At 73.0% G+C, this 14,378-nt stretch carries 14 protein-coding genes; 2 read left to right on the forward strand and 12 right to left on the reverse strand.

Annotation, left to right across the window (positions count from 1 at the left end; translation table 11 throughout):
* Window positions 1–39: 39 nt before the first annotated feature.
* From FHU33_RS23350 to FHU33_RS23405, 12 genes are all read right to left on the reverse strand, one after another.
* Window positions 40–1,554, reverse strand: a complete 1,515-nt coding sequence (locus FHU33_RS23350) for a tripartite tricarboxylate transporter permease (RefSeq protein ID WP_142027938.1) — start codon at window positions 1,552–1,554, stop codon at window positions 40–42.
* A 43-nt stretch (window positions 1,555–1,597) separates the two neighbouring features.
* The gene (locus tag FHU33_RS23355) at window positions 1,598–2,173 is read right to left on the reverse strand and encodes a tripartite tricarboxylate transporter TctB family protein (protein WP_142027939.1); all 576 of its coding nucleotides are present in this window, start codon (window positions 2,171–2,173) and stop codon (window positions 1,598–1,600) included.
* Between the two features lie 235 nt (window positions 2,174–2,408).
* The gene (locus FHU33_RS23360) at window positions 2,409–3,659 is read right to left on the reverse strand and encodes an MFS transporter (RefSeq protein WP_211355333.1); all 1,251 of its coding nucleotides are present in this window, start codon (window positions 3,657–3,659) and stop codon (window positions 2,409–2,411) included.
* Window positions 3,660–3,723: 64 nt separating this feature from the next.
* Window positions 3,724–4,488, reverse strand: a complete 765-nt coding sequence (locus FHU33_RS23365) for an SDR family NAD(P)-dependent oxidoreductase (RefSeq protein ID WP_142027940.1) — start codon at window positions 4,486–4,488, stop codon at window positions 3,724–3,726.
* 100 nt (window positions 4,489–4,588) lie between these two features.
* On the reverse strand, window positions 4,589–5,002 hold the full coding sequence (locus FHU33_RS23370) for a universal stress protein (protein WP_142027941.1): 414 nt from the start codon (window positions 5,000–5,002) through the stop codon (window positions 4,589–4,591).
* A gap of 84 nt (window positions 5,003–5,086) precedes the next feature.
* A complete protein-coding gene (locus FHU33_RS23375) occupies window positions 5,087–5,296 on the reverse strand; it encodes a hypothetical protein (protein WP_142027942.1) in 210 nt (69 codons plus the stop codon).
* A gap of 112 nt (window positions 5,297–5,408) precedes the next feature.
* Window positions 5,409–6,323, reverse strand: a complete 915-nt coding sequence (locus tag FHU33_RS23380; RefSeq protein WP_142027943.1) for a 3-hydroxyacyl-CoA dehydrogenase family protein — start codon at window positions 6,321–6,323, stop codon at window positions 5,409–5,411.
* A complete protein-coding gene (locus FHU33_RS23385) occupies window positions 6,320–7,114 on the reverse strand; it encodes an enoyl-CoA hydratase/isomerase family protein (protein ID WP_142027944.1) in 795 nt (264 codons plus the stop codon). Before FHU33_RS23385 ends, FHU33_RS23380 begins: the two co-directional genes overlap by 4 nt.
* On the reverse strand, window positions 7,111–8,019 hold the full coding sequence (locus FHU33_RS23390) for a DUF6282 family protein (RefSeq protein ID WP_142027945.1): 909 nt from the start codon (window positions 8,017–8,019) through the stop codon (window positions 7,111–7,113). Before FHU33_RS23390 ends, FHU33_RS23385 begins: the two co-directional genes overlap by 4 nt.
* A gap of 25 nt (window positions 8,020–8,044) precedes the next feature.
* Window positions 8,045–9,025, reverse strand: a complete 981-nt coding sequence (locus tag FHU33_RS25230; RefSeq protein ID WP_170182668.1) for a 2-hydroxyacid dehydrogenase — start codon at window positions 9,023–9,025, stop codon at window positions 8,045–8,047.
* Entirely contained in the window at window positions 9,022–10,395 is a 1,374-nt protein-coding gene (locus FHU33_RS23400; RefSeq protein WP_142027947.1) for an MmgE/PrpD family protein, read from the reverse strand. Before FHU33_RS23400 ends, FHU33_RS25230 begins: the two co-directional genes overlap by 4 nt.
* Window positions 10,392–12,464 (reverse strand): acetate--CoA ligase family protein, encoded by a 2,073-nt coding sequence (locus tag FHU33_RS23405; RefSeq protein ID WP_170182669.1) that lies wholly within the window; start codon window positions 12,462–12,464, stop codon window positions 10,392–10,394. Before FHU33_RS23405 ends, FHU33_RS23400 begins: the two co-directional genes overlap by 4 nt.
* A 58-nt stretch (window positions 12,465–12,522) precedes the next feature.
* Between FHU33_RS23405 and FHU33_RS23410 the strand changes: the two genes are divergently transcribed.
* On the forward strand, window positions 12,523–13,290 hold the full coding sequence (locus FHU33_RS23410; protein ID WP_142027949.1) for an enoyl-CoA hydratase/isomerase family protein: 768 nt from the start codon (window positions 12,523–12,525) through the stop codon (window positions 13,288–13,290).
* A gap of 52 nt (window positions 13,291–13,342) precedes the next feature.
* Window positions 13,343–14,377, forward strand: coding sequence for a thioredoxin-disulfide reductase (trxB, locus tag FHU33_RS23415; RefSeq protein WP_246064154.1), 1,035 nt, complete (start codon window positions 13,343–13,345; stop codon window positions 14,375–14,377).
* Window position 14,378: the final 1 nt, after the last annotated feature.

A 14,378-nucleotide genomic window follows, 5' to 3' on the forward strand; every position in this document is an offset into this window, starting at 1 on the left:
GATCGGCCACCGTGGCCTCGCGCGGGGGGTCCCGGCTCGTTACTCGGCTTCTTCGAGAACCTTCGTGCGGAACGTGTTCGTGCGGCCGGCCACCGTCGACAGCAGGAGGAGGGCGGCGAGGGCGAGGAACACGAGGCTGATCGGCCGGGTCAGCAGGATCGTGAGGCTGCCGCCGGAGATGACCATGGACTGGGCGAGCGCGGTCTCGGCCAGCGGACCGAGGACGAAGGCCAGGAGGAGCGGCGCCGGCGGGACGTCGAGCAGCCGCATCACGTACCCGAGGACCGCGAACAGCAGGAGCAGATACAGGTCGAAGTGGCTGCTGCTCAGCGAGTACACGCCGACCACGCAGACCACCAGGATGCCCGGGTAGAGGTAGGTGTACGGGACCCGCAGGATGCTGGCGAACACGGGGACCAGCGGCAGGTTCAGCAACACGCAGATGACGTTGCCGATGTACATGCTGGCGATGATCGTCCAGACCAGATCGGGCTGTTCCGTGAACAGCTGGGGCCCCGGCTGCAGGCCGTAGATGATCAGCGCGGCCAGCATGATCGCCGTCGCGGAGGACCCCGGGATGCCCAGGGTGAGCAGCGGGACCATGGCCCCGCCGGTCTCGCTGTTGTTGGCCCCCTCGGGTGCCGCGACGCCCTCGATCGCGCCCTTGCCGAGCTTCTCCGGGCGCTTGGAGAAGCGCTTCTCGATCCCGTAGGAGACGAAAGACGCCACCGTGGCGCCGGCGCCGGGCAGGACGCCGATGAAGAACCCGACCACGCTGCTCTGCGCCATGGCGAACCGGCTGCGCTTGAGGTCGTCCCGGCTGGGCAGCAGCTCGCGCAGCTTCTTCGGCACGGTGAACAACTGGTGCTGGCTGCGCCGCTGGACGTTGACCAGCACCTCGGCGACGGCGAACACGCCGATCGCCACGATCACGAAGTCGATGCCGTCGAGCAGTTCGAGCTGGCCGAAGGTGAACCGCGCGGTGCCGGACACGATGTCGGAGCCCACCGTGGCCAGCAGCAGGCCCAGGACCGCCGAGAGGATGCCCTTGAGCACCGAGTCGCCGGCGAGCAGGACGATCGTGGTCAGGCCGAACGCCATCAGGCCGAAGAACTCCGGCGGGCCGAACTCGATCGCCAGCTCGGCCATGACGGGGGCGAGGAAGGTCAGCCCGATCACACCGACGGTGCCTGCCACGAAGGACGAGATGGCGGCGATGCCCAGCGCCGGCCCGGCGCGGCCCTCCTTGGCCAGCGCGTAGCCGTCCAGGGTCGTCATCACCGACGCCGACTCACCCGGGATGTTGAGCAGGATCGCGGTCGTGGAGCCGCCGTACTTGGCGCCGTAGTAGATGCCGGCGAACAGGATCAGCGAGGCCGCGGGCGGCAGGGTGAAGGTGAGCGGCAGCAGGATGGCCAGGGTCGCCGACGGGCCCAGGCCGGGCAGCACGCCGACCAGCGTTCCGACGGCCACGCCGAGGAAGGCGAAGAGCAGGTTCTGGAACGACAGCGCGTTGGCGAACCCACCGGCGAGCGCGTTCAGCGTCTCGATCATGCCCCTGCCTCCGGACGTACCGCGCTGGTGGTGGGAGCGGTCATCAGAAGGAGATGAGCCCGGCCGGGAGGCGGGCGCCCAGGAGAACGGCGAAGAGCGTCCAGAACACGACCGGAACGGCTACCGAGACGATCAGCGAGGTGATCGTGAACTTCCGTTCGACACCGAACAGCAGCCCGGCGACGAGCAGGAACGCCGTCACGATGAAACCGAGCACCTCGATGAACAGGACCGCGAGCAGGACCAGCCCCATGGTCGCCGCGATCTTCACCGTCTCCGCCCCCGACGGGAGCGGGACCCGCCCACCGGTCGGTCGCACGAACTGCTTGACCGCCAGCGCGCCGCCGACCGCGATCAGGATGATCGCGAGGATGCGCGGCAGGAAGCCGGGACCCGCGGCGAACTCCGCCTGGAACTCGAGGTCCCGGCCCGCATAGAGCGTGAAGCCGCCCAGCGCGACGAAGAGCAGCCCAGCGACGAGGTCGGCGGCGCGCGCGCTGGCCTGCGGCCCGGCCTCGTCGCTCGGCGGCACGGGGTCCGCCGACCCGGCGGCGACGGCGTCCGTCGAGGCCTTCGCCCGCGTTTCTGTGGGCGACGTCTCCGGTGTGACCTCCCTCATGGCTGTTGTCTATATGATGTGGTGTGTGGGGGTCAACAGGCTCTTTCGGGGCTCAGATAACAGTCCCCTCACGAACCGCGACTCAGCGTGACGCCGTCGTCCTCTTCCGCGACAGCGGTCGGGCCGTGGCCCGGTCCAGGTGGGCGGTGGTCAGCATCGGTCCCACCGCGGCCGACGTCCGGCGCACGACCCGACGCGGCGCCACCGTCACGGCGACCCGCCGGACGCCCCGGCGTCACGCCGGAGGCGGCCTTCCGGGGGCGTCGTCCTCGGGCGCGCCGTCCGGCGGCCTCTCCGGCGGTTTACCTCGCTGGGAGACCACCGCCGCCGTGGCCAGCACGACGCAGGACAGCCACCAGGCGCCCGCCGCACCCGCGGAGGCCGCGACGACGCCGGCCACGCCGGGCACCGCCACCTGGCCGACCCGGTTGGCCACCATGCGCAGCGCGAGCACGCTGCTGCGGGCGTTGGCCGGGACGGCGATGGCCAGCAGGCTCATCGTGAGCGGCTGGCCGACGCCGAGCAGGAAGCCGCCGACCACCATCGCGGCACCCATGCCGATGATGCCGATGCCCTCGATCGGGACGACAGCGAGCGCCACGGCCGAGCCGCCCGCGCTGATCACGATCAACCGCTCGCGACTGCCCCAGCGCAGCATCACGTCCAGCAGCAGGCGCGAGGAGATGGTCGCCGCCGAGCGCACGGCCAGCAGGACACCCACCGCCATGGGGGAGATGCCCCGCCGCTCCCCGATCAGCGGCAGGTAGGCGGTGAGGATGTCCACCGTGGAGAGCAGGGCCAGGCTGGCGTACATGCTCGCGCCCACGCCCCGGTAGCGCATCAGGGTGAGGCTGGAGTCGATCGGCTCCCGCTCCTGCCCTTCGGGACGGCGGGGCATCCGCGGCACCCGCATCGCCACGAGCCCCGCAACCGGCACCGACAGCAGGGCGATGCCGGCCGCGACCCAGAACGCCACCCGGCTGGCCTCGAGCAGCGCGGTTCCGCTGGCGTCGCCGAGCAGCGCACCGACCAGGAGCGGTCCCACGAGCTGACCGACCGCGACCGCGGCGGTGAACAGGCCGAACGCGCGGTCGAGCAGGTGGTCGCCGGACCAGCGGGCGATGATTCCCTGCGCCGACAGCATGTAGACCAGCTGACCCAGGCCCAGGACGGCGCTGGTGGCGGCGAGCGACACCAGGCTGTCGGTCATCGACATGAACAGCGTGCCGCCGGCCGACAGCACCAGCCCGACCGTGAGGATCCCGACCAGCCCGCGCAGCCGGTCGGTCAACCGGCCCAGGGGCATGGCCGCGGCCAGCGGGAGCACCGCGAAGGCGGCCGTGACCAGCCCGACGGCGAGGGCGTCGCCGCCGAGGCCGATCACGCGGTAGGTGACCAGCGGCCGGGCGAGGTGCAGCGCCGTCTGCACGAACACCGCACAGACGAGCAGCGGGAGCAGCCAGCGCGGCAGGCGGACGTCTGTCACCCCGACACCCCCGCTGCTCCCCTCTCCGCGCTGCCGCCTCCCGCCGTCCGGTCCCGCCGGGCGCTCAGGTGACCAGGAACTCGCCGCCGTTGACGTGCACCGCCTGGCCGGTGATGTACTCGCCCTCGGCCACCAGGAAGCGCACCGTGCGCGCGATGTCGTCGACGTCGCCGGAGTGGCGCACCGGGATGCCCTTCTCCCGCTCCTCGTAGGAGAGCGTCGGGTACCACTCCGCGGGGCGGGTGGTGCGGATCAGCCCGGGGACGACGGTGTTCACGGTGACGCCGCTCGGGCCGAACTCCAGGGCCAGGGCCTTGGTGAAGCCGTGGATGCCGGCCTTGACCGTCACGCCGTGGGCGCGGTTGAGGATGCCGGAGAAGCCGTCGCGGCCGGAGATGTTGATGATCCGCCCCCAGCCGGCCTCGACCATGCCGGGGATGGCGGCCTGCGCGCAGTGGAAGGCGCCGGTGAGCCCGACCCCGAGCACCCAGTTCCAGTCCTCCGGGGTGATCTCCAGGAACGGCTGGTGCGGGCGGACGGCAGCGTTGTTGACCAGGACGTGCACCGGCCCGAACTCGGCGGTGGCGTGGTCGAATATCGCGCGCACGTCCTCGACCTTCGAGACGTCGCCGGTGACGACGGTGGCCTTCGCCCCCAGGGCGCGCACCTCGTCGGCGGTCTGCTCGCCCTCCTCCTTGTTCTGCCGGACGTTGACGACGACGTCCGCCCCGGCCTCGGCGAGCCGGCGGGCCATCGCCCGGCCGATGTTGCGGCCGGCGCCGGTGATCAGCGCCGTCCTGCCCTCGAGCGGCTTTCCGCTGTCTGCCATGACACTCCTCGCGCTCGTGACCGGGCCCTCGGGGAGCCGGCCGATCTCATACTCTATATGTGCCAATCCCGCGGTCGGACCCGACCGGAGGAAGGATGGGTCAGGACGCCTTGACGGCCAGGACGGGAACGGTCGCGTCGAGCAGGATCCGCTGCGCGTTGCTGCCCATGATCAGCTTGCCGACCAGGCTGCGCTGCCGGAGACCGATGACCAGCAGCGGGGCCCCGACCTCCTCGGCGAGGTCGACCAGGTGCTCGCTGGGGCTGCGCTGCGACCCCAGCCGCCGCACCTCGAACGGGACGCCGGAGGCGGCCAGTTCGCGCTGCAGCTCCGCGTCGTCCTCCTCCCCGATCCGCTTGGCGTCGGCGAACCCGTCGGATCCGGCGGAGTTGGCGACCAGGACGCCGGTGCCGCGCAGCCGGGCCTCGGCGATGCCGTGCTGCAGGGCGGCCCGCCCCTGGGCGTTCGGCACGTAGCCGACGACGACGGGCGGGGTGGTGGGCGGTGAGGTCATGGCGTGCTCCTGGTCAGGCGACCCCGGTGCGGCACCGGGGGGCGGTGGACCCCGGCCGGCCTCGTCGCCGGTCCGGGCGGACGGCTAGGAATCCCGCTGGGTCCCTTCCGCGGTCCCTCCGGGGCCGAGGCGACGGCGGAAGCGCATCAGGCGGAGGTTGAGCAGCGTGGCGATCGCCAGCACCAGGAGGCCCCAGACCGCCTCGCCGGCCGCGAGCAGCACGCCGGCGATGACGAGCAGGGCGACCAGGATCCCGTAGATGCGGGTCAGGCGGGGCTGCCGGGGAGCGGTCACGGGCCGATCCTGCCCCCACGCGCCGGCCGGCCCGCTCACGAGTCCTCCTCGCCAGCGCTCGTCGACCGCGTTCGCGGTGCTGCTGTGCTCATGCGTGAGCTCGCAAGCTCGCTCACGAGTCCTCCTCGCCAGCGCTCGTCGGCCGCGTTCGCGGTGCTGCTGTGCTCATGCTCCAGTCGTAGAAGCCGCGCCCGCTCTTGCGGCCGAGCTCGCCGCGCGCGACCTTGTCGACGAGCAGGTCCGGTGGTTCGAACCTCGGACCGAGTGTGCTCGCCAGGTGGCGGGCGATGCCCAGCCGCACGTCGAGGCCGACCAGGTCGGTGAGGCGCAGCGGCCCGGTGGGGTGCTTGTAGCCCAGGGTCATGGCCGCGTCGATGTCCTCGGGCGAGGCGACGCCCTCCTGCACCATCCGGATCGCCTCCAGGCCCAGCGCCAGTCCCAGCCGGCTGCTGGCGAACCCGGGGGCGTCGCGGACGACGACCGGGGTCTTCCCCAGCGTGGCGACCCAGCCGGTGGCCCGCTCGACCACCGCCGGGTCGGTCGCCTCCCCCACCACGACCTCGACCAGCAGGCTGGCCGGCACCGGGTTGAAGAAGTGCAGTCCCAGCGCCCGCTCCGGGCGCCGCAGCGCACCGGCGAGCCGGGTGATCGGCAGGCTGCTGGTGTTGGTGGCGATCACCGCGTCGTCGCCGACGGCGGCCTCCACGGCGGTGAACACCCGAGCCTTGAGGTCGACGTCCTCGGGCACCGCCTCGACCACCAGACCGCAGCCGGTGAGGGCGTCCGCGGCGGCAGCCACCTCCAGCCGGGCGACGACGTCGTCCACGGCGGCGTGCAGCGTGCCCCGTTCGGCGCTGCGCCGCACGGCGTCGACCACCCGCTGCCGGGCCGCCGGGGCCGCGTCCGCGTCGGCCTCCACCAGCACCACCTCGCCGCCGGCGAGCAGCAGCGCGTGCGCGATGCCGGCGCCCATCCGGCCACCGCCGACGACGCCGCTGCGCGGGGGCAGCGGTACCGGGGCGCTCATCGGGCCCGCCACTGCGGTGCGCGCTTCTCGGCGAAGGCCCGAACGCCCTCCACCCGGTCCTCGCTGGAGTACGGATCGGGGCGGACGTCCAGGCGCAGCGCGGCCGCCGGCGCCTGGTGCAGGCTGCTCTGGATGACCTGCTTGTACCTGCGGATCGTCAGCGGCGCGTTGGCCAGCAGCGTGCGCACGTACTCCTCGGCCGCGTCCGGCAGGTCGTCGAAGGGGACGACGCGGTTGACCAGGCCCCAGCGCGCCGCCTCGTCCGCGGAGATCGTGCGGCCGGTGTAGAGCATGTCGTAGGCGATGCCGACCGGGACCAGGCGCGGCAGCATGACCGAGCCGAAGTTGGCGCCCATGCCGCGCAGCGCCTCCGGCAGCGCGAGGGTGGCCGTGTCGGCGGCGAGCCGGACGTCGCAGGCCAGTGCGAGCTCGAGGCCACCGCCGAGCGCCGCGCCGTTGAGCGCCGCGACCGTCGGCTTGCGGCACTCGAGCACGACCTCGAACGGGTTGCGCAGCGGCTGGCGCATCGGTGACGGCGGCGGCGCACCGGCGGAGTCCCGGCCCGCGAGCTCCTTGAGGTCTCGCCCGGCCGAGAAGGCCTTGTCGCCGGCGCCGGTGATCACCACGGCCCACACGTCGTCGTCGGCGTCGAAACGGACGAAGGTCTCGACGAGGGCGGCCATCTCCGCCGAGCCGAGCGCGTTGCGCCGCTCGGGCCGGTCGAGGGTGACGTAGCCGACGCGGTCGCGCACCTCCACCCGCAGCCCGTCGGTGCCCAGCGCCTCGGTCATGCGCTCTCCTTCCTGGGGGCGGGCGCGTCCAGCGCCAGCGCGGCCGTCGGGTTGGCCACGGTCATCGCCTCGATGTCGGCCTGCGAGAAGCCGCGGTCACGCATGCCGTCGACGTACTGCTGCAACCCCACCACGGGAGAGACGTTGTGCGTCTGGCCGAAGTCGGTCGCCATGACCGTGCTGTCGACACCGACGGTGCGGATGCTCTCGGCGTAGACGTCCAGCGGCACGTCGACGCTCGTCGGCAGCGTGAGCGCGAAGACGCGCTCGAACCAGACCCCGCCCAGCTCGGCGAGCTGCAGCTGGTCCTCGAGGCCCAGCCCGACGCAGTCGTGCTCGGGGTGGGTGATCAGCACGTTCGGGACGCCGCGGCGGCGGGCCTCCGGGACGACGGCCATGATCTCGGGGACGCCGATGTGCCCGGTGGCCAGCGTGGCCCCGGCGGCGGCGATCAGGTCCAGCACCGCGCACACGTCGTCGGTGGGCCGGCCCTCGTCGTCGATGCAGGACAGCCCCGGCCCGCCGATCGAGCCCAGCGCCGCGAGGTTGCCGCTGCTGGTGCCTTTCTCCGCGACGTGCCGGACCTGGTTCGACGAGGTGATCGTGGGCAGCCAGATCACCCGGCCGCCGAGCTTCAGCACGGTGTCCACCGCGTGGGGGTTGATCCCGCCGGTGGCCTGCACGTTGAGGACGGCGCCACCGAGGATCTGCGTCGTCGCGGCGTGCTCCTGCGCCATCGTCGCGCGGGCCGCGGTGACCGTGTGGTGGCTCTTGAGCACCACGGCGCGGTACTCGGCCTCGTCGGTCGCCCGGGCGAACTCCGAGTCGGTCATCAACCGCGGGATCACGTCCGGCGCGGTGTGCACGTGGGTGTCGACGATGCCGGCGGGCCAGGTGCGGTTCATCGGAGCTCCTCCCTTCGGCCGGCGGTCACAGGACGCGCTCCTCGAGCGGCTGCCCGGCCCAGAACCGGGCGATGTTGTCGAGCACGGCCTGGACCTTGAGCGCGGCGGTCTGCCGGGTGCCGGCGCCGGCGTGGGCCGTGAGCACGACGTTCGGCAACTCGAGCAACGGGTTGTCCGGCGGCACCGGCTCCTCCTCGAAGACGTCGAGACCGGCGGCCGCGGGACGGCCCGCGCGGAGCGCGTCCACGAGATCCCGCTCGACGACGAGCTCTCCCCGCGCGGTGTTCACGAACACCGAGTGCGGCCGCATCAGCGCCAGCCGGCGGGCGTCCACCATGCCGCGGTTCTCCGGCAGCAACGGACAGTGCAGCGTCACGACGTCGGACTCGGCGAACACCTCGTCGAGGCTGCCGGCCGGCCGGACGGGCAGGCCTGCCCACTCCTCGCCGAGCGGCGTGTCCTGGCGCCGCTGCACCAGCACGTCGCTGCCGAACGCGAGCACCGCCCGGGCCACGGCCTGCCCGATGCGGCCGAAGCCGACGATGCCCACCGTCGACCCGTGCAGGCCGAGGGAGATGTTGCGGTACTCCCACTTGGGCCAGAGCCCGCGCCGCGTGTCGTCGTGCTGGCGCACGAGGTGCCGGGCGGCGGCCAGCATGAGCAGCACGGTGTGCTCGGCCATGGCCGCCGCAGTCCCCGCCGAGCACAGGGCCACCGCCACGCCCCGCTCGCCCAGCAGGTCCAGGTCCACGGCATCGAGGCCGACGCCCTGGCGGTGCAGCAGCCGCAGCCGCGGCGCCGCGTCCAGCTGGGCCCGGCTGAGCGGGGTGCTGTCGGTGTGGACGACGACGTCGGCGTCGGCCAGCAGCCGGAGCTTGCCCTCCTCGTCGTCCCGGTCCCGCGGGGCGCTCAGCCGCCACCCCTCGGGCAGGCGCTCGCGGTACAGCGCACTGATCGGGCCCTCGCCGCCCCAGAAGACGACGTGCGGCCCGGCCTCGGCCGTCACGGCCGGGTTCCGGCGCCCAGCAGGGCGAACAGCCGGCCGGGATCGTCGAAGGCCCAGATCGCCGCGGCTATGTCGGAGACCCGCTCGGCGCCCACCACGGGGCCGGCGAGCCGGTGCAGCTTGGCCTCGAGGTCCTCGTCGAGCACCGGGTTGCTGGGCTCGCCGTAGGGCTGGTCGATCCGCAGGACGCGCTCCCTGCCGTCCGCCCGCACGGTCACCCGGGCGGGGCGCATCGCCGGGAAGTCCCGGACGCAGTCCGCGGCCTCCTCGGTCTCGACGACCTCCACGATCCGGCGGAGCCGGGGGTCGTCGCGGTATGCGTCGCCGAAGTGCTCGAGCCCGGGGATGCCGTGGAGCATCGTGACCGCGACCGCGTACGGGATGCTCATCTGGGCGTCGAGGAACTCGTCGATCTTCTTGCCGCCGTGCCGGGACGCGGCGGTGAACGTCTCGACCCGGACGGACTCGACGGCGTCGGGATCGATCGCCTCCTCGCGGTCCAGCGCCAGGATCGCGTCGATCGGGCCGTGCAGGTGCCGGCAGCACGGATAGGGCTTCACGTACATGCCGAGCATCCGCCACGTGCCGCCCAGGTCGCCGACCAGGTGGTCGGCGTCGTAGTCGTCGTCGGCGAAGGCCCGGAAGTAGCCGCTCGGCCCCTCGAGCACCGTCGTCGGACCGGTGAGGCCGCGGACGGCGAGCTCCGCGCTGATGATGCCGTCCCGCGCCGCCTTGCCGGGGTGCAGCCGCTTCACCTCCCCGCCGCCGTGCAGGAACTCGAACAACCCGCCGGCGTGCGACCCGGCCAGGCCGAGGGCGTTCGCCAGATCGGTGCGGTCGCCCCCGAGCAGCCGGGTGGCGGCAGCCGCGGCCCCGAAGACGCCGTTGAGCGGGGTGTTGTGGAAGCCCCGGCGCCACGTGGCCGGATGCCCGGCCCCGCCGATCCGGCAGGTCAGCTCCAGCCCGATCGCCGTCGCGAGCAGGATGTCCTCCGGACCGGATCCCCTCGCCTCGGCGACGGCCAGGACCGCCGAGCCGATCGGGCCGCCCGGGTGGGTGCTGCCGGGCGTGTAGCCGTCGTCGACCTCCAGTCCGTGCGTCGCGGTGCCGTTCACCAGCGCGGCGCTCGGCGCGGAGACCTTCAGCGCGGTGCCGACGACCGTCGACGGACCGGGGCCCTCCGTCTCGGCGACGTAGCGCCGGAGGATCTGCGCGGCGCCGGACGTGGTCCCGACGAGGGCCGCCGCGACGTAGTCGAGGATCACCCGCTTGGCCTGGTGCACGACCGCGGGCGGGAGGTCGTCGACGGTGAGGTCGGCAGCCCAGTCGACCACCTGGGCGGTCAGCGGGGGCCGGCTCCCGGCGCTCATCGCGCGGCCGACACGGTGGTGCGACGCAGCTGGCGGGCGCCGGCCATGACGGCGGCGATCGCGAGCGTGGCCCGGTCCGGCGCATCGAGGACGTGCACGCCGGCCTCCCGGTAGACCGCCAGGGCGTTGGGCGCGAGCTGCTCGCCGCCGAACCGGGAGATGTACAGCGGGATGCCCAGCCGCCGGCGCATCTCCACCACCTTCTCGGCGAGCTTCGCGGCATACGGGTCGGCGTTGGTCGTGAACTGCAGCAGCAACGCGTCGTACTCGCCGCGCTCGGTCAGCGCGAGGAGCAGCCGCTCGAACGCCTCGGGCTGGGTGATCATCTGGTAGCTGCAGTCGAGGGGGTTGCGGACCGCGGCGTAGGAAGGGACGTGCGGCCGGACGGCGTCGCGGGTCTCCTCGGAGAGGTCGGGGAGTTCGATGCCGGCGACCTCGCCCTCGTCGGCGATGATCGAGCAGGCGCCGCCGGAGAAGGTCACCGCGACCAGCCGGTCGCCGGCCGGGAGCGGCTCCTGGGCGGCGAGCGCGACGGCGTCCTCGAGCACCCGCAACGACGGCACGCTTACCATGCCGGCCGCCTCGACCACGGCCTCGCGCACCGCGAACGACCCGACCATGGCACCGGTGTGGCTCAGCGCCGCCTCCCGGCCGCGGTCGGACCGCACCATGTTGTAGGCGAACATCGGCTTGCCGGCCTCGGCCATCCGACGGCCGGCCGCGATGAACCGGGGGCCGTCCTTGATGTCCTCCAGGAGCAGCGCGACCGATCGGGTCTCCTCGTCGCCGGCGAGCCACTCCAGGTAGTCGGCGATGACGAGGTCGGCCTCGTTGCCCGCGTGGATCCAGTAGGAGAGACCGATCCGCTCACCCATCAGGCGGGTGCCGAGACAGCTGCCGAGTGCCCCCGAGCTGCTGAGCAGCGCCACGCCCCCCTTGACGAGCTCCTCCTCGAGCCCGCCGGAGATGGAGGCGGTCAGCTCCCGGTACGGCGCCACGATGCCCATGTCGTTGGGCCCGGCCAGGGGAACCCCGCCCTCGACGAGGATCCGCGCGAGCTCCTCCTGGGCCGCGCGGCCGGCGTCGCCCACCTCCGCGAAGTCGGAGCTGTGCACGATCACGCCGCCGACCTTCTTCTCGACGGCCTGCCGGGCGACGTCGGGCACGAAGCGCCCCGGGACGGTGACGCACACGAGGTCGGGTGAGCCGTCCACCTCGGCGAGGGAGGAATAGCGCCGTCGTCCCCGGATCTCGCCGCCCGAGGGGTGCACCGCGTCGAGCCTGCCGGGGAAACCGTGGTCGTCCAGGTACCGGAACAACCGGGCGCCGACCTTGTGCTCGTCGTCGGACACGCCCACGACGACCACGTGCTCCGGCCGCAGCATCCGGTCAAGGTCGTGGCGGGGACGCGTCGCCGGCGCCGGCTCGTCGGTGCGGATGATCCTGGCGTCGACGACGACGACGCCGTGCCCCTCGACGCCCACCATCACCGGGTTCAGGTCCAGCTCGACGATGCCGGGATCGGCCTCCACCAGCCGGGACACCGCCACGATGGTGTCCACGAGGGCGCTCACGTCGCGTCCGGCCTCGCCGCGGAACCCGTCGAGGAGCGGCCACGCCCGCAGCCGCCGCAACGCGTCCAGCGCCTGCGCCGGCGAGACCGGCGCCATCGTCGTCACGACATCGGCGTGCACCTCGGTGGCGACACCCCCGAGGCCCACGACGAGGGCGGCACCCAGCTGGGGGTCGCGCCGAGCGCCGACGAGGATCTCGAGTCCGCTCACCTGCTGCTGCAGGAGCAGGGGGAACGCCTCCGGGCCGACCTTGGCCACCATCTCCCGGGCGGTCTCCGCCGCGGCCTCGGCGTCGCGCAACCCGAGGACCACACCTCCGGCATCGGTCTTGTGCAGGAGGCCCCCGGCCTTGAGGACGACGGGCCGGACGCCCAGGCCGGTGAACGCGGCGGCCACGTCCTCCACGGAGTCGACCGTGGTGCTCCGGGCCTGCGGCACACCGACCCCCTCGAGGAGGGCGGCTACCTGGGCGGGTGGCAGGGCCTGCAGCGGCACGTCGATTCTCTTTCCCCTAGGAGCGAGCGGCGTAGACCACATCCTATACAGTGTGGCAATGTCGCCGGAACCCGAGACGCGGGCCGAAGGCCACAGTCCGCTGGTCGTCCGGGAAGGACCGGACGCCGTCACCGTGCTGTTCGACCGGCCCGAGCGGCGCAACGCCCTCTCGCTGGAGATCAGCCGAGCGCTCGGCGAGGTGCTCGATCGGTACACCGCGACTCCCCTCCCCCTGGTCCTCCGCAGTGCCACGCCGGGCATGTTCGTGGCCGGCACCGACATCGCCTCGCTCAAGGCGCGGACGGTCCACGACAGCCTCGGCCGCGTGAACAGTTCCCTGTTCCAGCGCCTGCACGACCATCCCTGGCCCACCGTCGCGGTGGTCGACGGAGCGGCCCTGGGTGGGGGGTGCGAGCTCGCGCTGGCCTGCGACTTCCGGATCACCAGCGAGGACGCGCAGTGGGGGCTGCCGGAGGTCCGCCTGGGCATCATCCCGAGCGCCGGCGCCCTGACCCGGCTGGCCGCACTGGTGGGCACCGGCGCGGCGACCGACCTGGTCCTCACCGGCCGGCGCATCCGGGGTGCCGAGGCCGGGGCGATGGGGCTGGCCTCACGGGTCGTCCCCGCCGACCTCCTCGACACCGCGCTCGAGGAGCTCCTGGGAGAGCTGGCGAAGGCCGCTCCCCTGGCCCAGCGCCTGGCCAAGGAGGCCATGCGCGTCGACGGCGACCGGCACCGCCTGGTCGACGCAGCGGCCCAGGCCCTGTGCATCGCCACCGAAGACGCCCAGCAGCGGCTCCAGGCCGTGCTCGACCACACGCGCTGAGACTGCCGGGCACAGAGCCGAGGCGCTCGCCGGAACCGAGATGAGGAGTGTCGTGGACAACCGTCAGGTACGGAACGCCATCGTCGTGGGTTCGGGCCCTTCGGGGTACACGGCGGCGATCTATCTCGCGCGGGCCAATCTCGCGCCGCTGGTCTTCGAGGGAGCCGTCACCGCCGGTGGCGCCCTCATGAACACGACCGACGTCGAGAACTTCCCCGGCTTCCCCGACGGGATCATGGGCCCGGAGCTCATGGACCACCTGCGCAGGCAGGCCGAGCGGTTCGGCGCGGAGCTCGTCACCGACGACGTCACCTCCATGGAGCTGACCGGCCCGGTCAAGGAAGTCGTCGCCGGCGGCGAGACCTACCGGGCGAAGACCGTCGTGCTGGCCATGGGGTCGGCGTACCGGGAGCTGGGCATCCCCGGCGAGAAGGAGCTCTCCGGCCATGGGGTGAGCTGGTGCGCGACCTGCGACGGATTCTTCTTCCGGGACCAGGAGATCGCTGTCGTCGGTGGCGGTGACAGCGCCCTGGAGGAGGCCACCTTCCTCACCCGGTTCGCGCGCAAGGTTCACCTGGTGCACCGCCGCGACACGCTGCGCGCAAGCAAGATCATGCAGGAGCGGGCGTTCGACAACCCGAAGATCGAGTTCGTCTGGGACACCGAGGTCGTGGAGGCCGTCGGCGAGGACGGCCGGCTGGCGAAGGCGCGCGTCCGCAACCGCCGCACCGGGAAGGACGGCGAGCTGGCCGTGACGGGACTGTTCGTCGCGGTCGGCCACGACCCACGGTCGGAACTGGTGCGCGGCCAGGTGGACCTGGATCCGGAGGGGTACGTCCGGACGCTGACCGGCACGTCCACCAGCCTCGACGGCGTCTTCGCCTGCGGCGACCTGGTGGACCACGTCTACCGGCAGGCCATCACCGCTGCCGGGACGGGATGCATGGCGGCCCTCGACGCGGAGAGGTGGCTGGCCGCGCGCGAGGGGGAGACGGCCACCGACGCCGGCGCCGGCGCGACCCCGCAGGAGCTCGGCCACACCGAGCATCCCCACGAGCCGGGGCCGCTGGAGCGCCTCCGAGGCTGAC

Origin of the sequence: Blastococcus colisei (assembly GCF_006717095.1) — a bacterium.
In the GTDB taxonomy this organism is placed as follows: Bacteria; Actinomycetota; Actinomycetes; order Mycobacteriales; family Geodermatophilaceae; genus Blastococcus_B; species Blastococcus_B colisei.

Excerpts from the sequence above, each read along its gene's own strand:
- FHU33_RS23410 (WP_142027949.1), top strand. The coding sequence starts at position 12,523 with ATGTCGCCGGAACCCGAGACGCGGGCCGAAGGCCACAGTCCGCTGGTC.
- FHU33_RS23370 (WP_142027941.1), bottom strand. The coding sequence starts at position 5,002 with ATGACCTCACCGCCCACCACCCCGCCCGTCGTCGTCGGCTACGTGCCG.
- FHU33_RS23350 (WP_142027938.1), bottom strand. The coding sequence starts at position 1,554 with ATGATCGAGACGCTGAACGCGCTCGCCGGTGGGTTCGCCAACGCGCTG.
- FHU33_RS23385 (WP_142027944.1), bottom strand. The coding sequence starts at position 7,114 with ATGACCGAGGCGCTGGGCACCGACGGGCTGCGGGTGGAGGTGCGCGAC.
- FHU33_RS23355 (WP_142027939.1), bottom strand. The coding sequence starts at position 2,173 with ATGAGGGAGGTCACACCGGAGACGTCGCCCACAGAAACGCGGGCGAAG.
- FHU33_RS23390 (WP_142027945.1), bottom strand. The coding sequence starts at position 8,019 with ATGAACCGCACCTGGCCCGCCGGCATCGTCGACACCCACGTGCACACC.
- FHU33_RS23380 (WP_142027943.1), bottom strand. The coding sequence starts at position 6,323 with ATGAGCGCCCCGGTACCGCTGCCCCCGCGCAGCGGCGTCGTCGGCGGT.
- FHU33_RS23400 (WP_142027947.1), bottom strand. The coding sequence starts at position 10,395 with ATGAGCGCCGGGAGCCGGCCCCCGCTGACCGCCCAGGTGGTCGACTGG.
- FHU33_RS23365 (WP_142027940.1), bottom strand. The coding sequence starts at position 4,488 with ATGGCAGACAGCGGAAAGCCGCTCGAGGGCAGGACGGCGCTGATCACC.